Genomic DNA, 22,696 nt, shown 5'->3' on the forward strand with positions numbered 1-22,696 from the left:
ACGACCCAGTTGCAGCCGTCCCGAATATGGCTCATCCTCGACAGATGGATAGCACCTGGCATCGCATCCGATACGACTGGTCAGGAAAGATTGCATTGCTAATTATCTTCAGATGTTTGGCGCTTGTGCTCGTTGCCCTCCAAGCTGGCCCATCGTCTAACGTAGAAGGCCACATCCTCCGAATTGGGAGCAGTCCCGATGGGTTTGGAGACGGTCCGGTGCTCACTGTCGAATTACCCGACGGGACAATCCAAACGGTGTTAATCGAAGCACCCTATGTTGCCGACTGCAATGTAGGCAGCAAAATAGTTCTGATTAAACGCCGCTTGAGATACTCAGCCTATCCGCCAGGGTGTTGACCTCAAATGTCAGCTCCCACCCAGAACTAGCCACTTCCAGCTACTCGAGGACAGCCCGAAACCTGCCTGGCAACTTCAGCGACTTTGCCGCCGAAAGCCGAAACGAAGAAGGTGGTAGCAAGTAAGTCTGTCTAACCCTGGAGGTCGATCAACTGCGGCACAGGGAAATAGAACCAACCATTCGGTCCGGGTTGAGAGGTGATGATAGGATGAAATCATGGCGTGGCTGATCTGCCTCGAGAAAGACCAGACTCCCTCCCACCCAAGACAGTGCGGCGAAAAACGCTTGGAGCCATCGAGCTGAATCGGCAGGCCCCAAGCCGGGAGGCGCTACCCCCATGCAGACGAGTTCGTCACTTCCCATCTAAACCCCACTTGCGTTCGGCTAGAGATGGGTGGCGTCGGACGGCATAGGAGTTGCAAATAGCGGAAATGTAGAGCTTTTCCGCGTGATTCTGGAGGGGATTGGAGCGGCCTGAAAAGGCCGGTGGCGGAGACGGAGGGATTCGAACCCTCGGTACCCGGTTGGGGTACGGTTCCTTAGCAGGGAACTGGTTTCAGCCACTCACCCACGTCTCCGCAACGGACGCATCTCGGCTGCGAGGAGCGCGCTATAGCCAGAGCTTTGTTTGCCTTCAAGGGGCTTGGCGCCGCGATGTGCGATTAGCACCGGCAGGGATTGGCGCGGTTCGATTCGCCTCGTTTTCGATTCGGTTCATCGCTCACTCATTGCGGGGCGGCGATTGGAGGATTCTTGTCGAACTGCCGATCTATGCCCGCAGGGAGGGGCGCATCATGACCAGACCCGCCAGCCTTGCCCGCCGCTTCACTGCAGCCGCTGCCGCGGTTTTCGCCTTGCTCGCCAGTCCGCTGTCAGCGCAGCTCGAGACGGTCGATCCGAACGAGGCGCTGCAATATCCGATCGATGGCGACCTGGAAGAGACGCCGGGCGACCAGTCGGTCTATGCCGAGCCGCAGACTTCCGCCCCGGCAGCGCCCTATTCCCCAGAGCCCCAACCCCGCGACGGGACGAATGTGGCGCCAAGCTGGAGCGAGCCCGCTTCGCCCGGCTCGGCCGCTATCGATTACAGTGCAGGCCCCGAGGCGACCGGCAGTGCGATCCCGCCCGTCGTCGCCGAGGCCGAGCAGACCTATCGCGAAGACGATCTGATCGGTGCCGCGCAGGGGGTGTTCGGCGACGGCGCCAAGGAAGTCGCCACGTTGATCCGCCGGCTTCTGGCCGACCAGGGCGAACCCAATGCCTATATCGTGGGACGAGAAGCGAGCGGTGCCTTCATCGTGGGTGCTCGCTATGGGTCGGGCACGCTCTATCACAAGGTCGAGGGCGAAAGGACGGTCTACTGGACCGGCCCCTCGATCGGATTCGATGCGGGCGCCAACGCCGGCAGCACCTTCGTGCTGGTCTACAATCTCTACGACAGCGAGGAATTGTACGAGCGCTATCCCGCGGGCGAGGGTCAGCTCTATGCAGTCGGTGGGTTGACCGCCTCCTACATGCGCAAGGGCGATGTGGTGCTGATCCCGATCCGCGTGGGTGCCGGGCTGCGGCTGGGTATCAACGCCGGTTACATGAAGTTCTCCAAGGAACAGCGCTGGCTTCCCTTCTGACGGGGCCTTGCGAGAGACGGGTATCGCCGCTCGCCTAGCGCGATAGAACCGCTGACCCGACGGGAAGTGTTTTCCTGTTGCCGCGTTCCGCAGCTGTCGGCATGGACGCTGCATGCTCGAAAAGCTTCAGTCACAACCCGCCGATGCGCTGCTCGCGCTGATCAAGATGTACGCCGACGACGAGCGCGAGGACAAGATCGACCTCGGGGTCGGAGTTTATCGCACCGGCGAGGGCGCGACCCCGGTATTCTCCGCCATCAAGGGCGCGGAGACCAGGCTGCTCGAGCAGCAGGATTCCAAGAGCTATCTCGGCCCCGAGGGTGACATGGGCTTCGTCCAGGCGCTGATGCCCTACGTCTTCGGCGAGGATGCGACGATGGGCGGGCGCATTGCCGGGATGCAGACCCCCGGAGGCACCGGTGCGGTCCGTCTCGCGCTGGCGCTGGCGCAGCGTGCCGGGGCGGAGCGGGTTCATCTGGGGCTGCCGAGCTGGCCCAACCATGTGCAGATCCTCGAGGATCTGGGAATGGAAGCGGTACCGTTCGACCATGCCAACGCCGACGGCAGCGCCAATCTCGCGGCGCTGATCGCCGCGATCGATGGCGCCGCCCCCGGCGATATGGTGCTGCTTCACGGCTGTTGTCACAATCCGACCGGGATCGATTACACGCCCGAGGATTGGGACGTCATCGCCCAAGCGCTGGAGCGCAACGGCGTTTTGCCGCTGCTCGACATCGCGTATCAGGGGCTGGGTCGCGGGCTCGACGAAGACGTCGCCGGGGTTCGCAGCGTGCTCGCCGCCGTGCCCGAGGCGCTGATCGCCTACAGCTGCGACAAGAACTTCGGTCTCTATCGCGACCGCGTGGGCGCTTTCTACGTGATGGCGCAGGATGGCGGGACGCTCGACACGATCCTGTCCAACGCCAATGCGCTGGCGCGGGCGACCTGGTCGATGCCGCCCGATCATGGCGCCGCGGCCGTGCGGATTGCGCTGCGCGATCCCGATCTGACCAGAGAGTGGCGCACCGAACTCGACGGGATGCGCGATCGGATGCGCGATGTGCGCCGCCAGCTAGCTGTGGCCGACAGCGATGCGCCGGGGCTCAATCTGGCCGCGCTGACCGAGCAGAACGGGCTGTTCGCCGTCTTGCCGCTGGATCGCGGCCAGATCGCCGCGCTGCGCGAGGAGCATGCGATCTACATGGCCGGCTCGGGCCGGATCAACATCGCCGGGCTGCACGTAGGCAACATCGGCAAGTTCATCGCCGCGCTGGCGGACGTCACGCAGCGCTGATCCGCGACGCTGAAATCGGGCTGCGTTCCCGCCGAACCTAATTTTGTAGGCTCTGCATCCGCTTGAGATAGCGGGCCAGCACATCGATCTCGAGATTGACCGAATCCCCCTGAGTCAGCGAGCCCAGCGTGGTGACCTCCGCGGTGTGCGGGATGATGTTGAGCACGAAATCGCAGCTGCCATCGGCGCGATCGTCGACATCGTTCACGGTCAGCGAGACCCCGTCGACCGTGATCGAACCCTTGGGCGCGATGAACGCGGCATATTCGGCGGGAGCTCGGATCGCCAGCCGTGTCGAACCGCCCTCGGTTCGCGCCATTTGGACGGTGCCGCAGGTATCGACATGGCCGGTGACCAGATGGCCGCCCAGTTCGTCGCCCAAGCGCAGCGCGGGCTCGAGGTTGAGCCGGCGACCTTCCTGCCACATCTCGGGAACGCTGCGCGAGACGGTTTCGCCCGACACATCGACGGCGAACCAGGCGTCGCCGGGGTTGCCGCCGCGCTCCACGACCGTCAGGCAGACCCCCGAACAGGCGATCGAGGCACCCATGTCGATTGCTTCCGGATCGAAGGGGCAGGTGATCCTGACTCGCCGGTCGGCCCGATCTTCGACGCTGTCGATGGTCCCGACGGCAGTGACGATCCCGGTGAACATGGTCGTGTCTCCTCGCGCCGTCCGGCGCTTCGATTGCAGATCTGTCGCTCTTGCTCCGGTGAGCGGGCGAGTGGGGGGCCTCGCGCTGGTACGCATCGGCGTCCGCGCTGCCAAGCGCAAGGAATCCGCAGCTAGCGGACGCGCGCAAAGGCTTCGTAGCTGTCGGTGCCGAGCCCACGCCGCTCGACCAGCTTCCAGCGCCCATGCGCCTCGGCGAGATCGCCCAGCCGAATGTCCGCGATTCCGGAAATTCCCTCGCCCACAAGGATCGGGGCGCGATAGATATCGAGCCGGTCCACCAGATCGGCGGCCAGGAAGGCGGCAGCGGTCTGCGCGCCGCCCTCCACATAGAGGTAGAGCATGTCCTGCAACCCGGCGATGTCCTCGGGTGCGGCGATCGTCCGCACCCCATCGATGGCGAGAGCAGTCAGCACTACAGGTAGCGGGCTGCGGCTTTCGAGGCCGCGCAGGCGGACGTCGAGGCGGGGCCGGTCTGCGCGCCAGGTTCCGCCACCCACCAAAATGCCATCGGCGAGCGCGCGCCGCGAATGAACGTGCGCGCGTGCCGCCTCGCCGGTAATCCAGCGACTCTCGCCCGAGGGCAGCGCGATCTTTCCATCGAGCGAGAGCGCAAGCTTGAGAGTGACGTGGGGGCGGCCACGACGGGCGCGGGTCAGATACCCTGCCAGACTTTCGCGAGCAGCGGCCAACTCGATCAACTCGGCGCTCACCCCCGCGTCGCGCAGCCGCGCCAGCCCGCTGCCGGCAGTTCGCGGATCGGGATCCTCGGAGCCGATTACCACGCGTGCGACGCCCGCATCCGCCAGTAGATCGGCGCAGGCGGGTCCGCGGTCGGAACGGTGGGCGCAGGGCTCGAGGGTGACGTAGGCGGTCGCCCCGCGCGCCTCGGCACCGGCTCGACCGAGCGCGATCGCTTCCGCGTGCGGTCGGCCGCCGGGTTGCGTCCAGCCGCGACCGATCACGATACCGTCCTTGACGAGGATCGCTCCGACGGCAGGGTTGGGGCGGCTAGCGGGGCGGCCGCGCAGCGCCAGCCGCGCAGCAGCCGTCAGCCAGCGCGCGTCATTCGGCTGCAGTGTCAATCGCGCCGTCCGCCGGAAGGTCGGTTTGCGGCCCGGCAGGGATGCCCGCCCGATCGAGTGCGCGGAGGCGCTCGGCCTCCTCACGCGCCCGATCCTCGGCGATCTGGCGCTCCATCGCATCGACATCGATCCCGGTGGCCCGGCCGAGCGTCCGATACATATCCTGGATCTCGGCCTCGCGTGCATCGCGCCGGGCTTCCCATTGCTCCTTCAACCGCTGGTTCTCCAGGTTCGAGGCGATGATCTCGGCCTCGCTGCGCCCATCGGCGAAGGTGGAAATGATCGAGACCTGTGGCCGTACGGGCGGACCGATCACCCGCTCCTGCGTTACCCAGAACATCAGAGCGAAGGTGCTCAGCAGGGATGCCGCCAGGATCGGCCAACGATAAGGATTCGGGCGTTTGAATTCGCTCCAGAAATCCTGGAACCCACCGACGGGGTTGAGTCGCGATTTGATCCGCATGGCGAGAGAGATAGGGGGGCCGGCGCCAAGTTACCAGCCGGCTGTTTATCAGCCCGTCGGTTCGACCGGTCGCAAGACCCGCGAGGGCCTACCCGAAATCGGTGTAGAGACTGCGACCGTGCGCGCGCAGCCAGGCGTCGGCCGCGTCCACATCGTCTTCGTAGATGTCGCGAAGCAAGCGGTGAAATTCCGGGCTGTGGTCGAAATGGACCAGATGCGCGGTTTCGTGCGCCACCACCGATCGGCGGATCGCATCGGGCGCCTGCACCAGCCGCCAATTGACCCGCACCACGCCCTTGCTCGAACAGCTGCCCCAGCGTCGCTGCGCGCGGGTAAGCCGCAGATCGGGCGGCGAAAGGCCGGCGCTGGTGCAATAATGGGCCAGATCCGCGCGCATCAGCCGGATCGCCTCGGCTTCGAGCCAGCGATGCAGCCGGTGGGGCAGCGTGTGGTGCGGACCGCCGAGCCGGATCCTGCGCTCTTCCAGCATGGCTTTGCGCGGCGCGTCCTCGGCCCAGCGTATCGCGAGTTCGCTGCCGCGGTAGCGGATCGTGCCGCGCGCGACCGGGTCGGTCGCTTGCGGAACCTTGGCCAATTGCGCCTCGAGCCATTCGCGGCGGACCGCGGCGAAAGCCACCGCGTCGGCGCTGCGGCACCAGCGCGGCAGGGTGATCCGCACCGCGCTGCCATCGGGCGCCAGCCGCAGCGTCAGCCGCTTGGCGCGCGGATGGCGGTTGAGCGCAATCGGCAGAGTGCGACCCGATAGCTCGATCGTAGGCGCCCTAGGTTTGGCAGCGGGCCTGCTATCGCCGCGCAGCCACTCGATCACTCTGCGGCTTCCCGGTGCCAGTCGCGGCCGCCTTGGCCCCCACCATCGCCCTCTTCGTCCCACTCGACGACATGGTGTTCGAGCGGCCCGGCATCCACTTCGCTGACGACCCGGCCAGCGACCGAAACGCCCGCGCGCACCACCGCCTCGCGGTCGCCCGACAGCAGGTAATGCCAATCGGGCAGCGACCGGCCTTCCGCGCGGCGGCGATAGGCACAGGTGGAGGGCAGCCAGGGCACCCGATCGACGATCTTGAGCGTCAGCCGCAGGCAGTCGGGAACGAAGCTCTTGCGGTTGGGATAGTCGCGGCAGGTCGCGCTGGCGCAGTCGAGCAGGCGGCACGCGACGTTGGTCTCCTCGATCCGGCCGGTGTCCTCGTCTTCCATCTTGTGCAGGCAGCAACGCCCGCAGCCGTCGCACAGCGCCTCCCATTCGGGGCGGGTGAGCTCGGCCAGCGGGCGCTCCCAGAAGCGCTCCCTCAGCGCACCCATTTGTCCAGCTCCTCGGCCACCGCCTCTGGCCCCAGATCGGTCGGCAGGATCGCCAGCGGCTCGCCCGCGGGGCCGAACAGATAGGTGTAGCCCAGATGATCCATCAGATAGCCGCCGCCCGGCTGTACTTCGCCCTTCGAAAAGGTTGTGCCGAAATCGCTGGCGACATGCTTGAGCGCTTCGGTCTCGCCGGTCATGCCGATCAGCCGCGGGTGGAAGCTGTCGGTGAATTCCCGCAGCACTTCGGGCGTGTCGCGCTCCGGATCGACGCTGATGAAAAGCGGTTGAACCTGAGCACCCAGTTCGGGATTTTCTTCCTCGAAGCGCTTCAATCCGGCCATCGCGCGCTGGACATCGGTCGGACAGATGTCGGGGCAATAGGCGTAGCCGAAATAGAGGATCCGGTACTGTCCGTCGAAATCGCTCCAGCGCACCGTGTCGCCGGTCTCGCCGGTCAGCTCGAAGGGGGCGCCGATCGCGGCGCCCTTGAGCGGCGGTTCGCCCGCGTCGACGGACGAACCGGCTGAATCGCAGCCGGTCAGGGCGGCGAGCAGGAGCAGCGGGGCGGGGAGGGCGAGCGACAACGCTTTGCGGTGGGCCATGGCGTTGCAATTCATGCTCTGCTAACGCTGGCGGCACAAGGGCTGTGCCCCATGCAAATGCGAAAAACACGCGAGGTTGGTCAGGTGAAGCTGCGGGTCGGGACAAGATACGGATTGGCTGCTGCGCTCGCCGGAGCGCTGCTGGCGGGTCCATTGGCGGGGCAGAATTTCTCCGAGGGCTATCAGTTCCTCAAGGCGGTGGAAGACCGCGAAGGCGCGACGGTGACCGAGATGCTCGACCAGCCGGGCACCGTGATCGCCAATTCCCGCGACATCACCAGCGGGCGCACCGCGATGCATATCGTGGTGGAGCGCCGCGACCTCACCTGGATCCGCTTTCTTCACAGCAAGGGTGCCAACCCCGACATCGCCGACAAGAAGGGCATCACTCCCCTGCAGATCGCGTCCAATCTCGGGTTTATCGAGGGCGTCGAGGCGCTGCTCGAAGCCGGCGCACGCGTCGATCAGAGCAATGCCGCGGGCGAGACCCCGCTGATCTCCGCGATCCACCGGCGCGACGTGCCCATGATCCGCTTGCTGCTCGACAAGGGTGCGAACCCCGACCGCAACGACAATTCGGGCCGCTCGGCGCGCGATTATGCCGCACTGATTTCCGGCGGGACGCAGATCACGGATGTCATCGCGCAGGCCGACAAGGACCGCAGCGCCGACGGCACCCGGCAATCCTACGGGCCGAGCCTCTGATCATGGCAAGCGATGCTCCGGACCCGGCAGTAGCCCCCGCAGAGATGACGCTGGACGAGTTGCGGCTGCATCTCGCTCCGCTCATTGCGGATGCGGCGGTGTTCGATGGCTGGAGCGACGCCGCGCTCGCCATGGCGGCGCAGCAGGCGGGGGTCGATGCCGATGTGGCGCGACTGGCCTACGATGGCGGCGCGATGGACATGATTGCCGCCTGGATCGAGACCATCGATACAGCGATGGCCGTGGCGCTGCCGCCCGAAAAGCTGGCGCAGATGAAGATCCGCGAGCGGATCCGCATTCTGGTCCAGTTCCGGCTCGATGCCGTGGCGGGGCGCGAGGAAGCGCTGCGCCGGGCGATGGCGATCATGGCCATGCCGCAGAACGCCGCGGCGGCTTTGCGCACCGGCTGGCACAGCGCCGATGTCATGTGGCGGCTCGCCGGCGACACGGCGACCGATTACAACCACTACACCAAGCGCGCCACGCTCGCCGCGATCTACGGCGCGACGCTGGCGGTCTTTCTCGACGACGCGAGCGAAGGCAAGGTGGACACCCGCGCCTTCCTCGATCGTCGGATCGACGGGGTGATGCGGTTCGAGAAGGCCAAGGCCAAATGGCTCAAGCCCGACCGCGATCGCTTCAGCGTCACGCGATTTCTCGGACGGCTGCGCTACCCCGCACGCTGACGCGCTATTGATAATCGGTTGCAAATAGCCCCTGTCTCTGGCAGCGCGCTGCCATGACACTGGATGGGCTCGAATACGGCAGGCAGGCGCGAATCGTCGCCGTCGCCTGGGATCGGCTGGCGATGGACGAGGCCAAGCGGTTGCGCGCGCTCGGCATCGATGAGGGCGCGGAACTGGCGGTGATTCATCGCGGGGTCTTCGGGACGCGAGATCCGCTGGCTCTGCGGCTCGGCAATATGACGATCGCCTTGCGTCGCTCGCACGCACTGGCGATCGAGGTCGAACTGCTCGACGGCGGCGCCGACGAAACGGCGGCAGCGGCATGAGCCGTCACCGCAGCGCCGCGCTGGTCGGCAATCCCAATTCGGGCAAGAGCGCGCTGTTCAACGCGCTCACCGGCGCGCGTCAGAAGATCGCGAATTATCCCGGCGTAACGGTCGAGCGCAAGGCGGGCCGGCTGACGCTGCCGAGCGGCGAATCGCTCGAGCTGCTCGACCTGCCCGGCTCCTATTCGCTGGATTCGGCGAGCCCCGATGAAGAAGTCACCCGTCAGGTCATCCAGGGCAGCTTCGAGGGCGAGAAGCTGCCCGACGTCATCGTCCTCGTGCTCGATGCCGCCAATCTCGAACAGCATCTGGTGTTTGCGCAGGAAGTCCTCGAGCTTGGCCGTCCGACGGTGGTCGCTCTCAACATGGTCGATCTTGCCGAACGCGACGGCCTGACGCTCGATCCCGCAGCCTTGTCCGCCGCGTTGGGCGTTCCGGTGATTCCGACCGTCGCGGTGCGACGCAAGGGTATCGCCGAACTCGGCCAGGCGATCGCCGAGGCGGAACGCCACGCTGTTGAAGCCCCGCAGCGCCATTGGCATTTGACTCAGACCGAGCGGCGCTTGGCGGCGAAGCACATCGCGCGCGGTACGATCTTGTCGCGAACGACGCGCCACACCGTCGAGAACGGTTTCGACCGGGTCTTGCTCAATCCCTGGGTCGGTCCGCTGATCCTGTTCGCGCTGCTGTTCGTGGTGTTCCAGGCGGTGTTCGCCTGGGCGACTCCCTTCGCCGATGCTCTGGAAGGTTTGGTTGGCACTTTGAGCGGTTGGGCCATCGCGCTGCTGCCCGAGGGAGTCCTGCGCGATTTCGTCACCGAAGGAGTGCTGGCGGGCGTCGGCTCGGTGGTCGTCTTCCTGCCGCAGATCGTGATCCTGTTCTTCTTCATCCTGCTGATGGAGGCGAGCGGATACATGGCGCGCGCCGCGTTCCTGATGGACCGGCTGATGGCGGGCGTGGGTCTGTCGGGAAAAAGCTTCATACCGCTTCTCTCCAGCTTCGCCTGCGCCATCCCCGGGATCATGGCGACCCGATCGATCTCGGATCCCAAGGACCGGCTGACCACGATCCTGATCGCGCCGCTGATGACCTGTTCGGCGCGGCTCCCGGTCTATGCGGTGATCATCGCGGCCTTCATCCCCCAGACCACCGTCGGTCCGGGTATCGGGCTTCAGGGACTGGTGCTGTTCGTTCTATATCTCGCCGGGATCGTCGGCGCGATGGTGGTGGCGCTGGTGCTGCGCGGGACGGTGGCCAAGGGCGCGGCGAGCGGCTTCATCATGGAAATGCCCCGCTATCAGATGCCGCGCCTGCGCGATCTCGGCATCGGATTGTGGCAGCGCGCCTGGGTGTTCCTGCGCCGTGCGGGCACGATCATCTTCGTCGCCACCATCGCGCTGTGGGTGCTGCTCAGCTTCCCGGAGGCGGAACCGGGCGAAAGCCAGCTCGATGCCAGCATCGCCGGGACGATCGCCGACGGCCTCCATCCGATCCTCGCGCCGATCGGTTTCAACCGCGAGATCAGCCTGGCGATCATTCCGGCCATGGCCGCGCGCGAGGTCGCGGTTTCCGCGCTGGCGACTACCTATGCGGTCGAGACAGAGGACGAGGAACTCGCCGCGCAGGGCGTCACCGAGCGGATCGCCGATCTGTGGACGCTGCCGACCGCGCTGGCCTTCCTCGCCTGGTTCGTCTTCGCCCCGCAGTGCCTCTCGACGCTGGCGGTCGCGCGGCGCGAGACCAATGGCTGGAAATGGCCGATCTTCATGGTCGTCTACCTGTTCGCGCTGGCCTATATCTTCGCCGGGCTGACGTATTGGGGTGCGGTGGCGCTGGGCTGGTAGGTTCGCGCGGAGGCGCGGGGGCAAAGCTTGCGCGGCGGAGCCGCGGAATCTCTCACACGAAGACACGAAGAATACCGCGCTCCCTCGCAAGCGGGCAGGACATCTTGGTGTCTTCATGTGAATCGAAAATGGCGGCTCCGCCGCCGGCTCATCCTCTGCGTGCCTTCGCGTGAATCACTCGAACAAGGGTTGTGATAGCGGGGCAAACCCCACTGGCCCCCGTGCCCGCCATCCGATAGGCCCCACGCAACACACAAGAAGGAACGAATCGATGGCCGGTAGCCTCAACAAAGTCATGCTGATCGGAAACCTCGGGGCCGATCCCGAAATCCGCAGCTTCCAGAACGGCGGCAAGGTCGCGAACCTGCGCATCGCGACCAGCGAGCAGTGGAAGGACAAGAACACCGGCGAGCGCCAGGAGCGCACCGAGTGGCACACGGTGGCGATCTTCTCCGAAGGGCTCGTCAATGTGGTCGAGCGTTTCCTCAAGAAAGGCAGCAAGGTCTTCGTCGAAGGCAAGCTGCAGACCCGCAAGTGGCAGGACCAGAACGGCCAGGACCGCTATTCGACGGAAGTTGTGCTGCGCGGCTTCGACGGCACGCTGACCATGCTCGACGGTCCCGGCGGGGCTGGCGGCGGCGGCGGCGCGGGTGGCGGCCAGCGCTCGGGCAGCTATGGCGGCCAGTCCTCCGGCGGCGGCGACAATTGGGGCGGCGGCTCGGGTGGCGGTTCCGGGGGAAGCTCCGGCGGCGGCGGCTCGAGCGGCGGCTCGAACTACGACGATCTCGACGACGACATCCCGTTCTAGGAAGCTCTCGCCCGCGCCGCGCTCAGTCCTTCTTGAGCGCGGCCAGCGCGGCGAAGGGACCGCTCGGCGCCGCGTCGAGCAACCCCGCCTTCTCGCGCGTGGTCCCGGCATCGGGACCTTCGGCGTAGGGATCGATCGCGAGCCCGAAGCTCTGCGCGACCGCCTCACCCAGATCGAACGCCTGGCCCTCGTAATAAATCTCGTCGGGTTCCGAGGAGTCGAGTTCGATTTCCTCCTCGGGATCGAACTCGGGCTCCTCGCTGGCGGGGACGAAGCGCATCGACAGCGGTTCGTCGATCCGGTTGCGGAAAGGCTCGCCCGAGATCGCGCAGAGCTGGTCGATCTCGGCCGTCAGACGACCGGTCGCCGTCACGATCGTGCCCTCCGGCACGAAATGCACTTCGGCCTCCAGCGAATGCACCCCGTCGATTGCGAAGCGGCGCGCCAGCGCGGCACGCTCGGCCTCGTCGGCCTCGATCCTCAACGGCTCGCGCGGCAGGCGATCGAGCTTGACGATCCGTTCGAATTCCCCCTGTTGCGATCGGTTGGCCGCGCTCATGGCATGGTCCCTTCCAGCAGGCGGTCGGCATCCACGGCGGCCAGCCGGACCTGCAGCGCCAGCAGCCGCTCCGCGAGCGCCGGGGCGCGGCTCTCGTCCGCAAGCGTGACGTTGCGCCGCGCCGCCGAGGCGAGCGCACCGGTCCGTGCAGCCTCCTGCTCGCTCAGCGCATCGCGATAGGCGCCGATCCGGCCCCCCAGCGTCTCCATCAGCCGCCCGATCTTCTTGCCGACCATCAGGTCGCCCACCCCCGACTGGCGCAATTGGCCGTCCATATCCTCGACGAAGAGCTCGGTCAGCAGACCGGTCTGCGCCGCCAGCATGCGATCGTTCTCCATCCGCAGCAGCACCAGCGCGAGGACGGCGGTGATCATGTCGAAGCGCCCTTCCAGCGTGTCGGCGACGCCGCATTGCGCGTACCATTCGGGCTCGCGGGCGATCTCGACGGTGCGGTGCCACAGCGGGCGCAGCGCTTCGCGCGGATCGGCGCGAGGGCGAAAGAGGCGGGAAAGAAAGGTCATCGGTCTCCGGATCGACAGAAATTGCAGGGTCGCCGTGTTCAGCGGCAATTCAAGCCGCGCCTTCCAAGCGCGGCACTGCAGCCGATGCGCCGTCCATGCCGGGCTCGCGCATTGCAAGCAGGCGCACGGCGGCTTAAGGCGTGCCCACGACATATAGGTTGCGCGGCGGTTCCGGCCAAGCCGCGCCTCGGCATTTGGAGTTCGAGTGAGTCTCATGCGCGCAAACGGTCGCCTCGCCTGCAAGGCAATTCTGGTCGCGGGCACCGTGCTCGCGCTTTCGGCATGCACCTCGATTCGCGAACCGCGCGGGTATATCGTCGACAGTACGCTGGTGAACGTGATCCAGCCCGGGATCGACAACCGGCGCTCGGTCGAACAGACTCTGGGCCGACCCACCTTCACCAGCCAATATGGCGACCCGACCTGGTATTACGTCTCCAGCACCACCGGCCGCCGACCCTTCGTGCGCCCGACGATCCGGCAGCATTCGGTGCTGGCGGTGAAGTTCGATGCGGATGGCAATGTGGTCGCCTCCGACCGCACCGGGATCGACAAGGTGGTCTATCTCTCGCCCGAAAGCGACGAGACCCCGACGCTGGGCCGCGAGCGCAGCTTCCTGGAAGACCTGTTCGGCAATATCGGTACGGTCGGAGCGCCGGGCACCGGCGGTGCCGGTCCGGGCCCGGGCGGCTGACGGTGCCCGCGCCTGACCGTGCCGCTTGACCGAACCGGCGCGCTCCCCATATCGCGCGCATGGCTGACACAGATTCCCGCCGCGGGCTGATCCCCTGGCATTCCACCACCATCATCGGCGTCAAGCGCGGCGGCACCACGGTCATTGCCGGGGACGGACAGGTCTCGATGGGCAACACCGTGATGAAGCCCAATGCGAAGAAGGTCCGCCGCATCGGCGCGAAGGACGACAAGGGGGTGGAAACCGTGGTCGCCGGCTTCGCGGGCGCGACCGCGGATGCCTTCACCCTGTTCGAACGGCTCGAGAAGAAGCTCGATCAGTACAACGGACAATTGCTGCGCGCCGCGGTCGAGCTGACCAAGGACTGGCGGATGGACAAATACCTCCGCAATCTGGAAGCGCTGATGATCGTCGCGGACAAGGACAACCTCCTCGTCCTCACCGGCAATGGCGATGTCCTCGAACCCGAGGGCGGGATCGCCGCGATCGGCTCGGGCGGCAATTTCGCGCTCGCCGCGGCCAAGGCGCTGTCCGATTACGAGGACGATCCCGAGAAGATCGCGCGCCGGGCCATGGCGGTTGCAGCGGATGTCTGCGTCTTCACCAATGGCAATGTGACGATCGAGACCGTCTGACCCTTCATATTCGGCGCCGATCCTATGGCGCGAACCTCAACGGAAAACTGTCGATTCTATGATCCAGGCCCTCACCCCCAAGGCGATCGTCGCCGCGCTCGACGAGCACATCATCGGTCAGAAGGAAGCCAAGCGCGCGGTCGCCGTCGCGCTGCGCAACCGCTGGCGGCGCCAGCAGCTCGGCCCCGAGCTGCGCGACGAGGTCACGCCCAAGAACATCCTGATGATCGGCCCCACGGGCTGCGGCAAGACCGAGATCAGCCGGCGGCTGGCCAAGCTTGCCGAAGCGCCCTTCGTCAAGGTCGAGGCGACCAAGTTCACCGAGGTCGGCTATGTCGGCCGCGACGTCGAGCAGATCGCCCGCGACCTCGTCGAGGAAGCGATAAGGCTCGAGAAGGAGCGCCGCCGCGAGGCGGTGCGCGAATCCGCCAGCGAGGCGGCGATGGACCGGCTGCTGGTCGCGCTGGTCGGCGACAACGCCTCCGAAGCCACCCGCGAGGCCTTCCGCGAGCGGATCGTCCAGAACGCGATGAACGACACCGAGGTCGAGATCGAGGTGCGCGATGCGCCCAACAAGTCGATGGATATCCCCGGCATGCCCGGCGGGGTCGGGATGATCGACCTGTCCGACATGCTCGGCAAGGCGATGGGCAAATCCGCCGCCAAGCGCCGCAAGCTCAAGGTCCCCGACGCCTGGGACAAGCTGGTCGAGGAAGAGGCCGAGAAGCGCATGGACCAGGACGATGTCGCCCGCGTCGCGCTGGAGAATGCCGAAACCAACGGGATCGTCTTCCTCGACGAGATCGACAAGATCGCGGTTTCCGACGTGCGCGGCGGCTCGGTCAGCCGCGAAGGCGTCCAGCGCGACCTGCTGCCGCTGATCGAGGGCACCACGGTGGCGACCAAATACGGGCCGATGAAGACCGACCACGTGCTCTTCATCGCCAGCGGCGCCTTCCACGTCGCCAAGCCCTCGGACATGCTCCCCGAACTCCAGGGCCGGCTGCCGATCCGGGTCGAACTGCGCGCGCTGACCGAGGCGGATTTCGTCCGCATCCTCTCGGAAACCCGCGCCAATCTGGTCGAACAGTACAAGGCGCTGATCGGGACCGAGGACGTCACGCTCGACATTCGCGACGAGGCGGTGGCCGAGGTCGCCAAGATCGCCGCGCAGGTCAACGAAAGCGTCGAGAACATCGGCGCACGGCGGCTGCAGACGGTGATGGAGCGGCTGCTTGAGGACATCAGCTTCGAGGCCGAGGAGCACGCGGGCGAGACGGTGACGGTGGATGCCGCCTATGTCCGCGAAAGGCTCGACGATCTGGCCGGCGACAAGGATCTGAGCAAATACATCCTGTAGGCTGAGCGGGGACACCCCCTCCATTCGTCATTGCGAGCCGCCGCAGGCGGCGCGGCAATCCACGGCCGGAGATTTCCGCCCGTCCCGCCCGCCGCGTGAGCCCGAAGCTCACGCCATGGATTGCCGCGTCGCTTACGCTCCTCGCAATGACGAGAGCGGGGGCGGGCCCGTTTGAGCGCGAGCGTGGCCCGGGGACATCGGAAAACCCCGAGGCGCTCGCCCCGCTTCGTATCAAGGCCCTCCCCCCTCCCCCGGGGGAGGGGCCGGGGGTGGGGGTACCGCGCGCGTAGCCACGAGCGCCGAACACCCCCACCCGACCTCTCCCTCAAGGGGGAGGAGAAGGAGGGCTGCCCGGCAGCTAGCGGCGCTCGCCCGAATCGTCGCCCCGGGCTCGACCCGGGGTCCCGCCGCCTCCGTGCCCAAAAGCTCGACACCGGCAGGCACCCCTCCGCGGACAAACCCTTCCCCTCGTCATTGCGAGCCGCCGAAGGCGGCGCGGCAATCCACGGCCGGAGATTTCCGCCCGTCCCGCCCGCCGCATGAGCCCGGAGCTCACGCCATGGATTGCCGCGTCGCTTACGCTCCTCGCAATGACGAGAACGGGGGCTAGTGCGTTTGAGCGCGAGAGCCGTCCGGGGGCATCGGAAAACCCCGCGCGTTCGTCCCGATGGGTAGCGAGGTCCTCCCCTCCCCCTGGGGAGGCGCCGGGGGTGGGGGTACGGCGCGCGTAGCCACGAGCGCCACCGGCAGGCACCCCTCCGCGACCAAATCCATCCCTCGTCATTGCGAGCCGCCGCAGGCGGCGCGGCAATCCATGGACTGCGCGTGCCGCCCGGCACCAACGCAGTCGCTCAGCCGCGACGCTACGCCCTGGATTGCTTCGTCGCTGCGCTCCTCGCAACGACGAAAGCGGGGCCCCGGGTCAAGCACGGGGCGACGCGGGGGGCAGCCCCCGACCGATTTGCCAATGCCGCGAGGATCTCGATGAACGGGGGAGGGCCGATTGCTGCTATACTGTACCAAAAGCCGCCTGTCGGTTCACGACCCAATAGCGGTCGTCGAAAACTTGCTGTAATTCGGGAGCATGCGGCTGAAAATCCTTGAAGGTGAAACACACATTGGCGACGCTGACGTGTTTGCGCTCGACCCACCCATGTGTGTGGCAATGGCAAAGTTTTCTCCGGCAAGAGACTATGATGCGAACCGACACGCCAATGTGATCGACGGAGATTACGTTGGCGATCGCACTGAAATCTTACGGCTAGAAATGGCTGATGGGTCAATGGTGAAGAGTGAGGCCATCTCAATCCAAGACTATCCCACTTTGCATGAGCGCCAGGTTGATTTGATCGGAATATTTGAGCCGAGCTTTGATGAGCTTTTCAAAGAGCATCCGAGTTACACGGCGTATTGGGGCAAGCAATAAAGTCCGCTTCCCACCCCAAAATCCACCCGCCACCCCGCTCTGCCCAAAAACCACTTTCCTACACGTTCCTTTTATGTTCCAAACTCGCGGATGAGCACACATCGCGAGTCCCCGGGCCACTCCGAGCGCCCCGACTGTCCCGCCACCCGTTCGACCTGCGCCGCGCGTGACGGGCGGTCCGCTGCCGATCTTCTGCCCACACCCGCACCCGCGCCTGCGCTTCCGGCGGTGGTCGGGACGATTGCGCCGGGCGAGGGGGGCGAGCCTGGCCCCAGCCTCACGCCGCATATCGATGCGCACGGGTTCGATCCGGCCGAGTACAAATGGATCCCGGTCCGCCGCCGGCCGCGCAAGGACGGGTGGTCGGAAGCCCGGCAGCGATTGTTCATCGAGGCACTGGCCGACAGCGGCTGCGTCCAGACCGCGGCGACTGCCGTGCAGATGAGCGTCCAGAGCGCCTATGGCTTGCGGCGCGCGCCGGGCGGGGAGGCGTTCGCGGTGGCGTGGACGGCGGCGCTCCAGCAGGGCGCGCTCAAGCTTGCCGATGTCGCCTTCGAGCGCGCGCTTATGGGGACGCAGGAGCCGGTATTCGACCGCGCCGGGATCGCGATCGGCTGCAAGACCCGCTACAGCGAGCGGCTGATGATGTTCCTGCTGCGCGCGCATCTGCCCGAGCGCTATGCGCACGCGCACCGAGCCGAGCTACCCGCCGACGCGCCTCCCGCTCTCCCCGCTTTACCGCTCGCCGCCGCCATCGCCCGGCTTGAACCAGCGCTGCCGCCCGAGCCGCACGCGCTGATGCCGCCCGAGGAACTCGACGTCGAGCTGGAGGTCGCCGACATCATGCCGGGCCAGCTGCCGCAGCGCTATTGCCCGCTGCCGCCCGAGGCCCCGTCTGATCCGATGCCGCTGGGCGAGGAGTTCGAACGCCGGCTCGAGGCCGCCAAGCAAGGCTGCACCATCGGGCCGGACGGAGAAATGGTCGCGGACCCGCCCGCCGCCAAGCGCCGCGCCGATTCGCGTTCCAGGCCTAAACTTCCCTAAACTTCCGCTTCCAGCCCCGGCCCGGGCCGACGCTCCGCCGCCTGGCGCTGCCACATCTCCGCATAAAGACCGTCGTGCCGCAGCAGCTCCTCGTGCGAGCCCGTCTCGGACACACGGCCGTGGTCGAGCACGATGATCCGATCGGCCGAGGCAATCGTCGAGAGGCGATGCGCGATCGCCAGCGTGGTGCGGCCTTGCGATACGCGCTGCAGCGTCTGCAGGATGTCCTGCTCGGTGCGCGAATCGAGCGCGCTGGTCGCCTCGTCGAGCACCACGATCGGCGGGTTCTTGAGCAGCGTGCGGGCGATCGCGACGCGCTGCTTCTCGCCCCCCGACAGCTTGAGCCCGCGCTCGCCGACCTCGGTGTCGAAGCCTGCGGGCAGACGCTCGATGAAGGGCAGGATCGCGGCGTCGCGCGCGGCCTGTTCGATCTGGTCGGGGGTCGCGCCCTCCTGGCCGTAGGCGATGTTGTAGCCCACGGTGTCGTTGAACAGCACGGTGTCCTGCGGGACGATGCCGATATGGGCGCGCAGGCTGTCCTGCCGGACCCTGGCGATATCCTGCCCGTCGATCAGGATGCGCCCGCCTTGCGGGTCGTAGAAGCGGAACAGCAATCGCGCGATCGTGCTCTTGCCCGCGCCCGAGGGACCGACGATGGCCAGCGTGCTCCCGGCGGGCACCTCGAAGCTGAGTCCCTGCAGGATGGTGCGATCCGCATCATAGCCGAACACGACCTTGTCGAAGGTGACCGAAGGACGGTCGACCACCAGCGCCGGGGCGCCCGGCGCGTCCTCGACCTCGACGCCTGTATCCATCAACTGGAACATCTGCGCCATGTCGACCAGTCCCTGGCGGATCGTGCGATAGACCACCCCGAGCAGGTCGAGCGGGCGGAAGAGCTGGAGGAGGTAGGTGTTCACGAACACCAGATCGCCGACGGTCAGATCGCCGCGGCTCCAGCCCCAGACGGTATAGGCCATCGCACCCGCCATCAGCGCATTGGTGATCAGCGCCTGGGTGATGTTGAGCAGGCCGAGCGAGGTGTCGGACTTGATCGCCGCCTCGGAATAGGCATGCGCGGCGCGCGAGTAGCGTTCCCCCTCGCGGTGTTCGGCGCCGAAATATTTGACCGTCTCGTAGTTCAGCAGCGAGTCGACCGCCCGCGACAGCGCGGTGCCGTCGAGATCGTTCATCTCGCGGCGCAGATCGGTGCGCCATTCGGTGATCCGCTGGGTGACCACGATATAGCAGACCACCGCCAGCGCGGTCGCGGCAACCAGACCCAGCCCGAAGTTGAGATAGAAGATCACGGCTACCGCGATCAGCTCGATGGCGGTCGGCGCGATGTTGAACAGCAGGAAATAGAGCATCGAATCGATGCTCTTGGTCCCGCGCTCGATGATCTTGGTGACCTCGCCCGTCCGGCGCGAGAGGTGGAAGCGCAGCGACAGGCGGTGGAGGCGCTGGAACACGTCGACCGCCAGATTGCGCGTGGCTTCCTGCCCGACGCGCTCGAACACGATGTTGCGCAGATTGTCGAACACGGTGGCGGAGAAGCGGCCCAGGCCATAGGCCAGCACCAGCGCCAGCGCGACCATCACCGCTTCGTTGGCCGGCGTCGACATGGCATCGACCGCGCCCTTGTAGGCGAAGGGCAGCGCCAGCATCACGCCCTTGGCCAGCAGCACCAGCAGCAGCGCGATCGCGATCCGCACCCGCAGCTGCGGATTGCCTTGGGGCCAGAGATAGGGAAGGAACCGCCGCAGCGTGGCCCAGCTCTCGGCGTCGCGCGGGGTGCTGGAAGTTATCGTGTCGGGCGGCATGGACCGCCCATTTGGTGCCCCGCGGCGCTCAGCACAAGCGCAGCGGCGGGAAGGGCAGCGTCAGGTGCCGATCCGTGAAGGGAAGAAGATCTGCTTCCTGATCGCGCCCGACTGCGATCCGTCGGGAAGATCGAACAGAATGCGACGGTCGGCGAAATCGATCGCCACGCGGTCGAACACGCGCAGGTTCTGCATTCCCAGGATCAGCGCGGGACGATCGTCGAGACCAAGCTGCGCGAACACCGGGCTCTGGGCATAGCCGATTGGCACCCGCGCCATCGTCAAACCGCCGATGCGCAGGGTCCCTGCCAGCGCGAGATCGCTGCGGAGCTCGAAGCCGTTGACGTCCGTGGTGAGCAATTGGTCCTGCTGGCGCGCCCGCAACCGACGGCGCAGCGCGGCATTGCCGTGCGAATTGGCGGCGCCGGTGTCGATGATCACCGCAGTGCGCACCCCGTCGATCTGCGCATCGGTGATGATCATGTGCCCCAGCTTGCGTCGCGCGCGCACGACGATCTCGTAGCCCGAACCGCGATCGTCGTGGGCATCGGCAACCCAGATCTGGTTGTCGCGAAAGTCCATCAGCACACGCAGGTTCTGCAGGCTGTCGAGCCCCAAGATGCCGTCGGCGCCGACATGGCGGTCGTCGAGCAGCGGTGCGGTCAGTCCGTCGAACCGCCGATTGGCGAATTCGAGCCCGTCGAGCGCGACGGTCTCGACCATGCGGCTGCTCCCCATCGCCACCAGCAGCGCCTGTCCGCTGGGGACCAGCTGCAAACGGTCGGTCACGCGATGCGTCACCACGGTGGCTTGCGCGCCGGTGTCGACAAGAAAGCGGAAGGGTCCGGCTCCATCGATGGTGACGGGCACCGTCATGCGCAGATAGCGGTCGAGATCGACGATGAAATCCTCGATCGGATTGAGGTCGTCTTCCACGACCGGTGCGGACGAGGCGGGCTGCGCCAGCGCCGGGGTCGGGGTTGCAAGCCAGAGCGACAGCACGAGGGCACCGCCAACCGCCGCCGCGTTCAAGAATATGCGTGCCATGACGCGTCTCCAATCTTCGGGATAGATCACGCCACGATGGCCAAATAACGGCAGGAGCCTGCGCGCGATCGCGCTATGCCGGTCGGCGATGCGCTGATAGATGCGCGATCGATGATGCGAGCGCCCCGGCCATGACGATCCAGATCGCCGTTCTGGCCCATAATGAGGAGCGCCGGATCGCGCTGTGTCTCGACAGTCTTCCACTGGACGAGGCCGCGGTCGCCGTGGTGGTGAATGGCAGCAGCGACGCCACGGCGGACATCGTGCGCGGCTATGCGGATCGCGGGGTCCGGCTGGTCGAATATACAGCTGGCGGCAAGGCGCGCAGCTGGAACCGCTTCATGCTCGACGAGGCGCCCGAGGCGGATTGCTACGTCTTTGTCGATGGCGATGCCCAATTGCTGCCCGGCACAGTGCGCGGCCTCGAGCGCTGCCTGCGCAACAACCCGCACGCCAACGCAGCGGCGGGGATGCCGCGCAACGGGCGGCGGGCGGCCTATTACCGGCGGCTGCTGGCCGAGGAGCACGGCCTATTCGGCGATTGCTATGCCTTGAGCGGGGCTTTCGTCGCGCGCCTGCGCGCCAGCGGCGTGCGTTTGCCCGAAGATTTGGTCGGCGACGACAGTCTGATCGCGGCGCTGGCGAACAATGATCTGGGCCGCGATGCCGACCGCCGCGAGGATGCGGTGGTGCCGTGCGACACCGGCGGCTTCCTGTGCGAGCCGACCCAGCTGACCCCCAAGAGATTGAATCTGCAGGCGCGCCGGATGGTCAATTATTCGGTCCGCCATTTCCAGAACCGGATCATCAGCACGCTGATGCAGGGCGAGGGTCCCGCAGCGCTGCCGCCGCGGATGGCCGATCTCTATCCCGAATGCCTGCCGCGGCTGCGCCCGCGGTTCAGCCCGCTGTGGTTTGCATTCGACCGCCTGGCTCTGGCGCGGATGCGGGCCGCCGTCTGACCATCGCCCAGCTGTCGTAGACCACGCTACGCCAGCCGAACCAGATGACCGCCGCATAGATCGCGGCCCCCGCCGCTCCGAGCGCCGCCAGCCTGAGCGGTGCGGGCCAGTCGGGCAGGATCGTCCCCAGCCCGATCACGCCCACGGCCATCGCACCGCAGCCGACGATCGCGGGCCAAATCGATTTGAACCACTCCCATGCCCCGACCCCGGCGACCGGCAGGGTGAACGCGAGCGTGAAGGCCAGCAGCAGCGGCGAGGCGACCCACCAGGCGCGAACCAGCCCCATCGCGCCGTATTGGACTCCGACGAGAAATCCGGAGGTGAACAGCAGGGCACCGAACAGGCTGGTGTAGACATAGATGCGCGGGCGCCCCGTAGCGTTCGTCGCAGGGGTGCAGATGATCTCGAGCGAGCGCAGCGGCATCACCAACGCCAAACCGGCGACGATCGGTGCCATCGGCAGCCACTTCTCGCCGAACAAGGTGGCGATGGCTTCGGGCGCGGTAAGGGCGAGGCCGATGTAGATCGGGCCGGTGATGATGGCGACGCTGCGCATCGAGCGCAGGAAATAGGGTGCGAGGCTGTGCCCCGCCTTGTGCAGTTCGGAATAGGCGGGGAAAGCCACCTCGTTGAGCGGAGGCAGAAAGCGTCCGGTGACGATCAGCGTGAGGAACAGGGCTTCGGCATAAAGCCCCAGATCGTACGGCTCGAAGATCCGCCCGGCGATGAAGATGTCGCTCTGGCTCTGGACGATCCACAGCATCTGGCACAGCGTCATCGCGCCGCCATAGCTGACCATAGCGCCGGCCCCCTTGAGATCGAACACCG

At 66.5% G+C, this 22,696-nt stretch carries 24 protein-coding genes and 1 tRNA gene (1 of these 25 running past the window's edge); 13 read left to right on the forward strand and 12 right to left on the reverse strand.

Features of this window, described 5'->3' with window-relative positions:
- Positions 1-847 precede the first annotated feature (847 nt).
- Positions 848-938 (reverse strand) — tRNA-Ser (locus tag Q9K01_RS02320).
- A 216-nt stretch (positions 939-1,154) separates the two neighbouring features.
- On the opposite strand from Q9K01_RS02320, the gene Q9K01_RS02325 reads away from it, so the two are divergent.
- Both Q9K01_RS02325 and Q9K01_RS02330 read left to right on the forward strand, forming a co-directional pair.
- Entirely contained in the window at positions 1,155-1,988 is an 834-nt protein-coding gene (locus tag Q9K01_RS02325) for a DUF1134 domain-containing protein (protein ID WP_305928595.1), read from the forward strand.
- A gap of 112 nt (positions 1,989-2,100) precedes the next feature.
- Complete coding sequence (locus Q9K01_RS02330; RefSeq protein WP_305928596.1) at positions 2,101-3,282, forward strand: amino acid aminotransferase; 1,182 nt, start codon at positions 2,101-2,103, stop codon at positions 3,280-3,282.
- A 37-nt stretch (positions 3,283-3,319) separates the two neighbouring features.
- On the opposite strand, the gene Q9K01_RS02335 is transcribed toward Q9K01_RS02330, so the two are convergent.
- From Q9K01_RS02335 to Q9K01_RS02360, 6 genes are all read right to left on the reverse strand, one after another.
- On the reverse strand, positions 3,320-3,937 hold the full coding sequence (locus Q9K01_RS02335; protein ID WP_305928597.1) for a riboflavin synthase: 618 nt from the start codon (positions 3,935-3,937) through the stop codon (positions 3,320-3,322).
- Positions 3,938-4,068: 131 nt separating this feature from the next.
- The gene (gene ribD, locus Q9K01_RS02340; protein ID WP_305928598.1) at positions 4,069-5,040 is read right to left on the reverse strand and encodes a bifunctional diaminohydroxyphosphoribosylaminopyrimidine deaminase/5-amino-6-(5-phosphoribosylamino)uracil reductase RibD; all 972 of its coding nucleotides are present in this window, start codon (positions 5,038-5,040) and stop codon (positions 4,069-4,071) included.
- Entirely contained in the window at positions 5,021-5,503 is a 483-nt protein-coding gene (locus Q9K01_RS02345) for a hypothetical protein (RefSeq protein WP_305928599.1), read from the reverse strand. The genes ribD and Q9K01_RS02345 overlap by 20 nt, the downstream gene beginning before the upstream one ends.
- An 88-nt stretch (positions 5,504-5,591) precedes the next feature.
- Positions 5,592-6,332, reverse strand: coding sequence for a M48 family metallopeptidase (locus Q9K01_RS02350; protein ID WP_305928600.1), 741 nt, complete (start codon positions 6,330-6,332; stop codon positions 5,592-5,594).
- Positions 6,329-6,823 carry a YcgN family cysteine cluster protein gene (locus Q9K01_RS02355; protein WP_305928601.1) on the reverse strand — a complete coding sequence of 165 codons (495 nt, stop codon included), beginning with the start codon at positions 6,821-6,823 and terminating at the stop codon, positions 6,329-6,331. The genes Q9K01_RS02350 and Q9K01_RS02355 overlap by 4 nt, the downstream gene beginning before the upstream one ends.
- Positions 6,811-7,425: an SCO family protein gene (locus Q9K01_RS02360; RefSeq protein ID WP_305928602.1), complete on the reverse strand. Its 615-nt coding sequence runs from the start codon at positions 7,423-7,425 to the stop codon at positions 6,811-6,813. The genes Q9K01_RS02355 and Q9K01_RS02360 overlap by 13 nt, the downstream gene beginning before the upstream one ends.
- 51 nt (positions 7,426-7,476) lie before the next feature.
- On the opposite strand from Q9K01_RS02360, the gene Q9K01_RS02365 reads away from it, so the two are divergent.
- The 5 genes from Q9K01_RS02365 (at position 7,477) to ssb (ending at position 11,794) form a co-directional block, all read left to right on the forward strand.
- Positions 7,477-8,130, forward strand: coding sequence for an ankyrin repeat domain-containing protein (locus tag Q9K01_RS02365; protein ID WP_305928603.1), 654 nt, complete (start codon positions 7,477-7,479; stop codon positions 8,128-8,130).
- Positions 8,131-8,174: 44 nt separating this feature from the next.
- Positions 8,175-8,816 carry a COQ9 family protein gene (locus tag Q9K01_RS02370; RefSeq protein ID WP_305928604.1) on the forward strand — a complete coding sequence of 214 codons (642 nt, stop codon included), beginning with the start codon at positions 8,175-8,177 and terminating at the stop codon, positions 8,814-8,816.
- Between the two features lie 53 nt (positions 8,817-8,869).
- Entirely contained in the window at positions 8,870-9,142 is a 273-nt protein-coding gene (locus Q9K01_RS02375) for a FeoA family protein (RefSeq protein WP_305928605.1), read from the forward strand.
- Positions 9,139-10,986, forward strand: coding sequence for a ferrous iron transporter B (gene feoB / locus Q9K01_RS02380; protein ID WP_305928606.1), 1,848 nt, complete (start codon positions 9,139-9,141; stop codon positions 10,984-10,986). The genes Q9K01_RS02375 and feoB overlap by 4 nt, the downstream gene beginning before the upstream one ends.
- Before the next feature lie 271 nt (positions 10,987-11,257).
- The gene (gene ssb, locus Q9K01_RS02385; RefSeq protein WP_305928607.1) at positions 11,258-11,794 is read left to right on the forward strand and encodes a single-stranded DNA-binding protein; all 537 of its coding nucleotides are present in this window, start codon (positions 11,258-11,260) and stop codon (positions 11,792-11,794) included.
- A 22-nt stretch (positions 11,795-11,816) separates the two neighbouring features.
- On the opposite strand, the gene Q9K01_RS02390 is transcribed toward ssb, so the two are convergent.
- On the reverse strand, positions 11,817-12,353 hold the full coding sequence (locus Q9K01_RS02390; protein WP_305928608.1) for a YceD family protein: 537 nt from the start codon (positions 12,351-12,353) through the stop codon (positions 11,817-11,819).
- On the reverse strand, positions 12,350-12,874 hold the full coding sequence (locus tag Q9K01_RS02395; protein ID WP_305928609.1) for a ubiquinol-cytochrome C chaperone family protein: 525 nt from the start codon (positions 12,872-12,874) through the stop codon (positions 12,350-12,352). The genes Q9K01_RS02390 and Q9K01_RS02395 overlap by 4 nt, the downstream gene beginning before the upstream one ends.
- Before the next feature lie 214 nt (positions 12,875-13,088).
- Here Q9K01_RS02395 and Q9K01_RS02400 point away from each other — a divergent pair, with 214 nt between their 5' ends.
- From Q9K01_RS02400 to Q9K01_RS02420, 5 genes are all read left to right on the forward strand, one after another.
- The gene (locus Q9K01_RS02400; RefSeq protein ID WP_305929161.1) at positions 13,089-13,568 is read left to right on the forward strand and encodes an outer membrane protein assembly factor BamE; all 480 of its coding nucleotides are present in this window, start codon (positions 13,089-13,091) and stop codon (positions 13,566-13,568) included.
- Between the two features lie 59 nt (positions 13,569-13,627).
- Positions 13,628-14,203: an ATP-dependent protease subunit HslV gene (gene hslV, locus Q9K01_RS02405; RefSeq protein ID WP_305928610.1), complete on the forward strand. Its 576-nt coding sequence runs from the start codon at positions 13,628-13,630 to the stop codon at positions 14,201-14,203.
- A gap of 58 nt (positions 14,204-14,261) precedes the next feature.
- Positions 14,262-15,563: an ATP-dependent protease ATPase subunit HslU gene (hslU, locus tag Q9K01_RS02410; RefSeq protein ID WP_305928611.1), complete on the forward strand. Its 1,302-nt coding sequence runs from the start codon at positions 14,262-14,264 to the stop codon at positions 15,561-15,563.
- Between the two features lie 1,084 nt (positions 15,564-16,647).
- Complete coding sequence (locus tag Q9K01_RS02415) at positions 16,648-16,989, forward strand: hypothetical protein (RefSeq protein ID WP_305928612.1); 342 nt, start codon at positions 16,648-16,650, stop codon at positions 16,987-16,989.
- Between the two features lie 90 nt (positions 16,990-17,079).
- A complete protein-coding gene (locus Q9K01_RS02420; RefSeq protein WP_305928613.1) occupies positions 17,080-18,033 on the forward strand; it encodes a hypothetical protein in 954 nt (317 codons plus the stop codon).
- Here the strand turns inward: Q9K01_RS02420 and Q9K01_RS02425 are convergent.
- Both Q9K01_RS02425 and Q9K01_RS02430 read right to left on the reverse strand, forming a co-directional pair.
- Positions 18,030-19,856, reverse strand: a complete 1,827-nt coding sequence (locus Q9K01_RS02425) for an ABCB family ABC transporter ATP-binding protein/permease (protein ID WP_305928614.1) — start codon at positions 19,854-19,856, stop codon at positions 18,030-18,032. The genes Q9K01_RS02420 and Q9K01_RS02425 overlap by 4 nt on opposite strands.
- Positions 19,857-19,916: 60 nt before the next feature.
- The gene (locus tag Q9K01_RS02430) at positions 19,917-20,903 is read right to left on the reverse strand and encodes a retropepsin-like aspartic protease (RefSeq protein ID WP_305928615.1); all 987 of its coding nucleotides are present in this window, start codon (positions 20,901-20,903) and stop codon (positions 19,917-19,919) included.
- Positions 20,904-21,034: 131 nt separating this feature from the next.
- Here Q9K01_RS02430 and Q9K01_RS02435 point away from each other — a divergent pair, with 131 nt between their 5' ends.
- Entirely contained in the window at positions 21,035-21,865 is an 831-nt protein-coding gene (locus tag Q9K01_RS02435) for a glycosyltransferase (RefSeq protein WP_305928616.1), read from the forward strand.
- On the opposite strand, the gene Q9K01_RS02440 is transcribed toward Q9K01_RS02435, so the two are convergent.
- Positions 21,804-22,696: the 3' portion of a lipopolysaccharide biosynthesis protein gene (locus Q9K01_RS02440; protein ID WP_305928617.1), read on the reverse strand. The gene runs 694 nt beyond the window's last position; 893 of the gene's 1,587 nt are visible here — the last part of the coding sequence; its start codon lies beyond the right edge, outside the window; its stop codon occupies positions 21,804-21,806. The two genes, Q9K01_RS02435 and Q9K01_RS02440, sit on opposite strands and share 62 nt — an antisense overlap.

It is taken from the genome of Qipengyuania benthica (assembly GCF_030717865.1).
GTDB classification, from domain to species: domain Bacteria; phylum Pseudomonadota; class Alphaproteobacteria; order Sphingomonadales; family Sphingomonadaceae; genus Qipengyuania; species Qipengyuania benthica.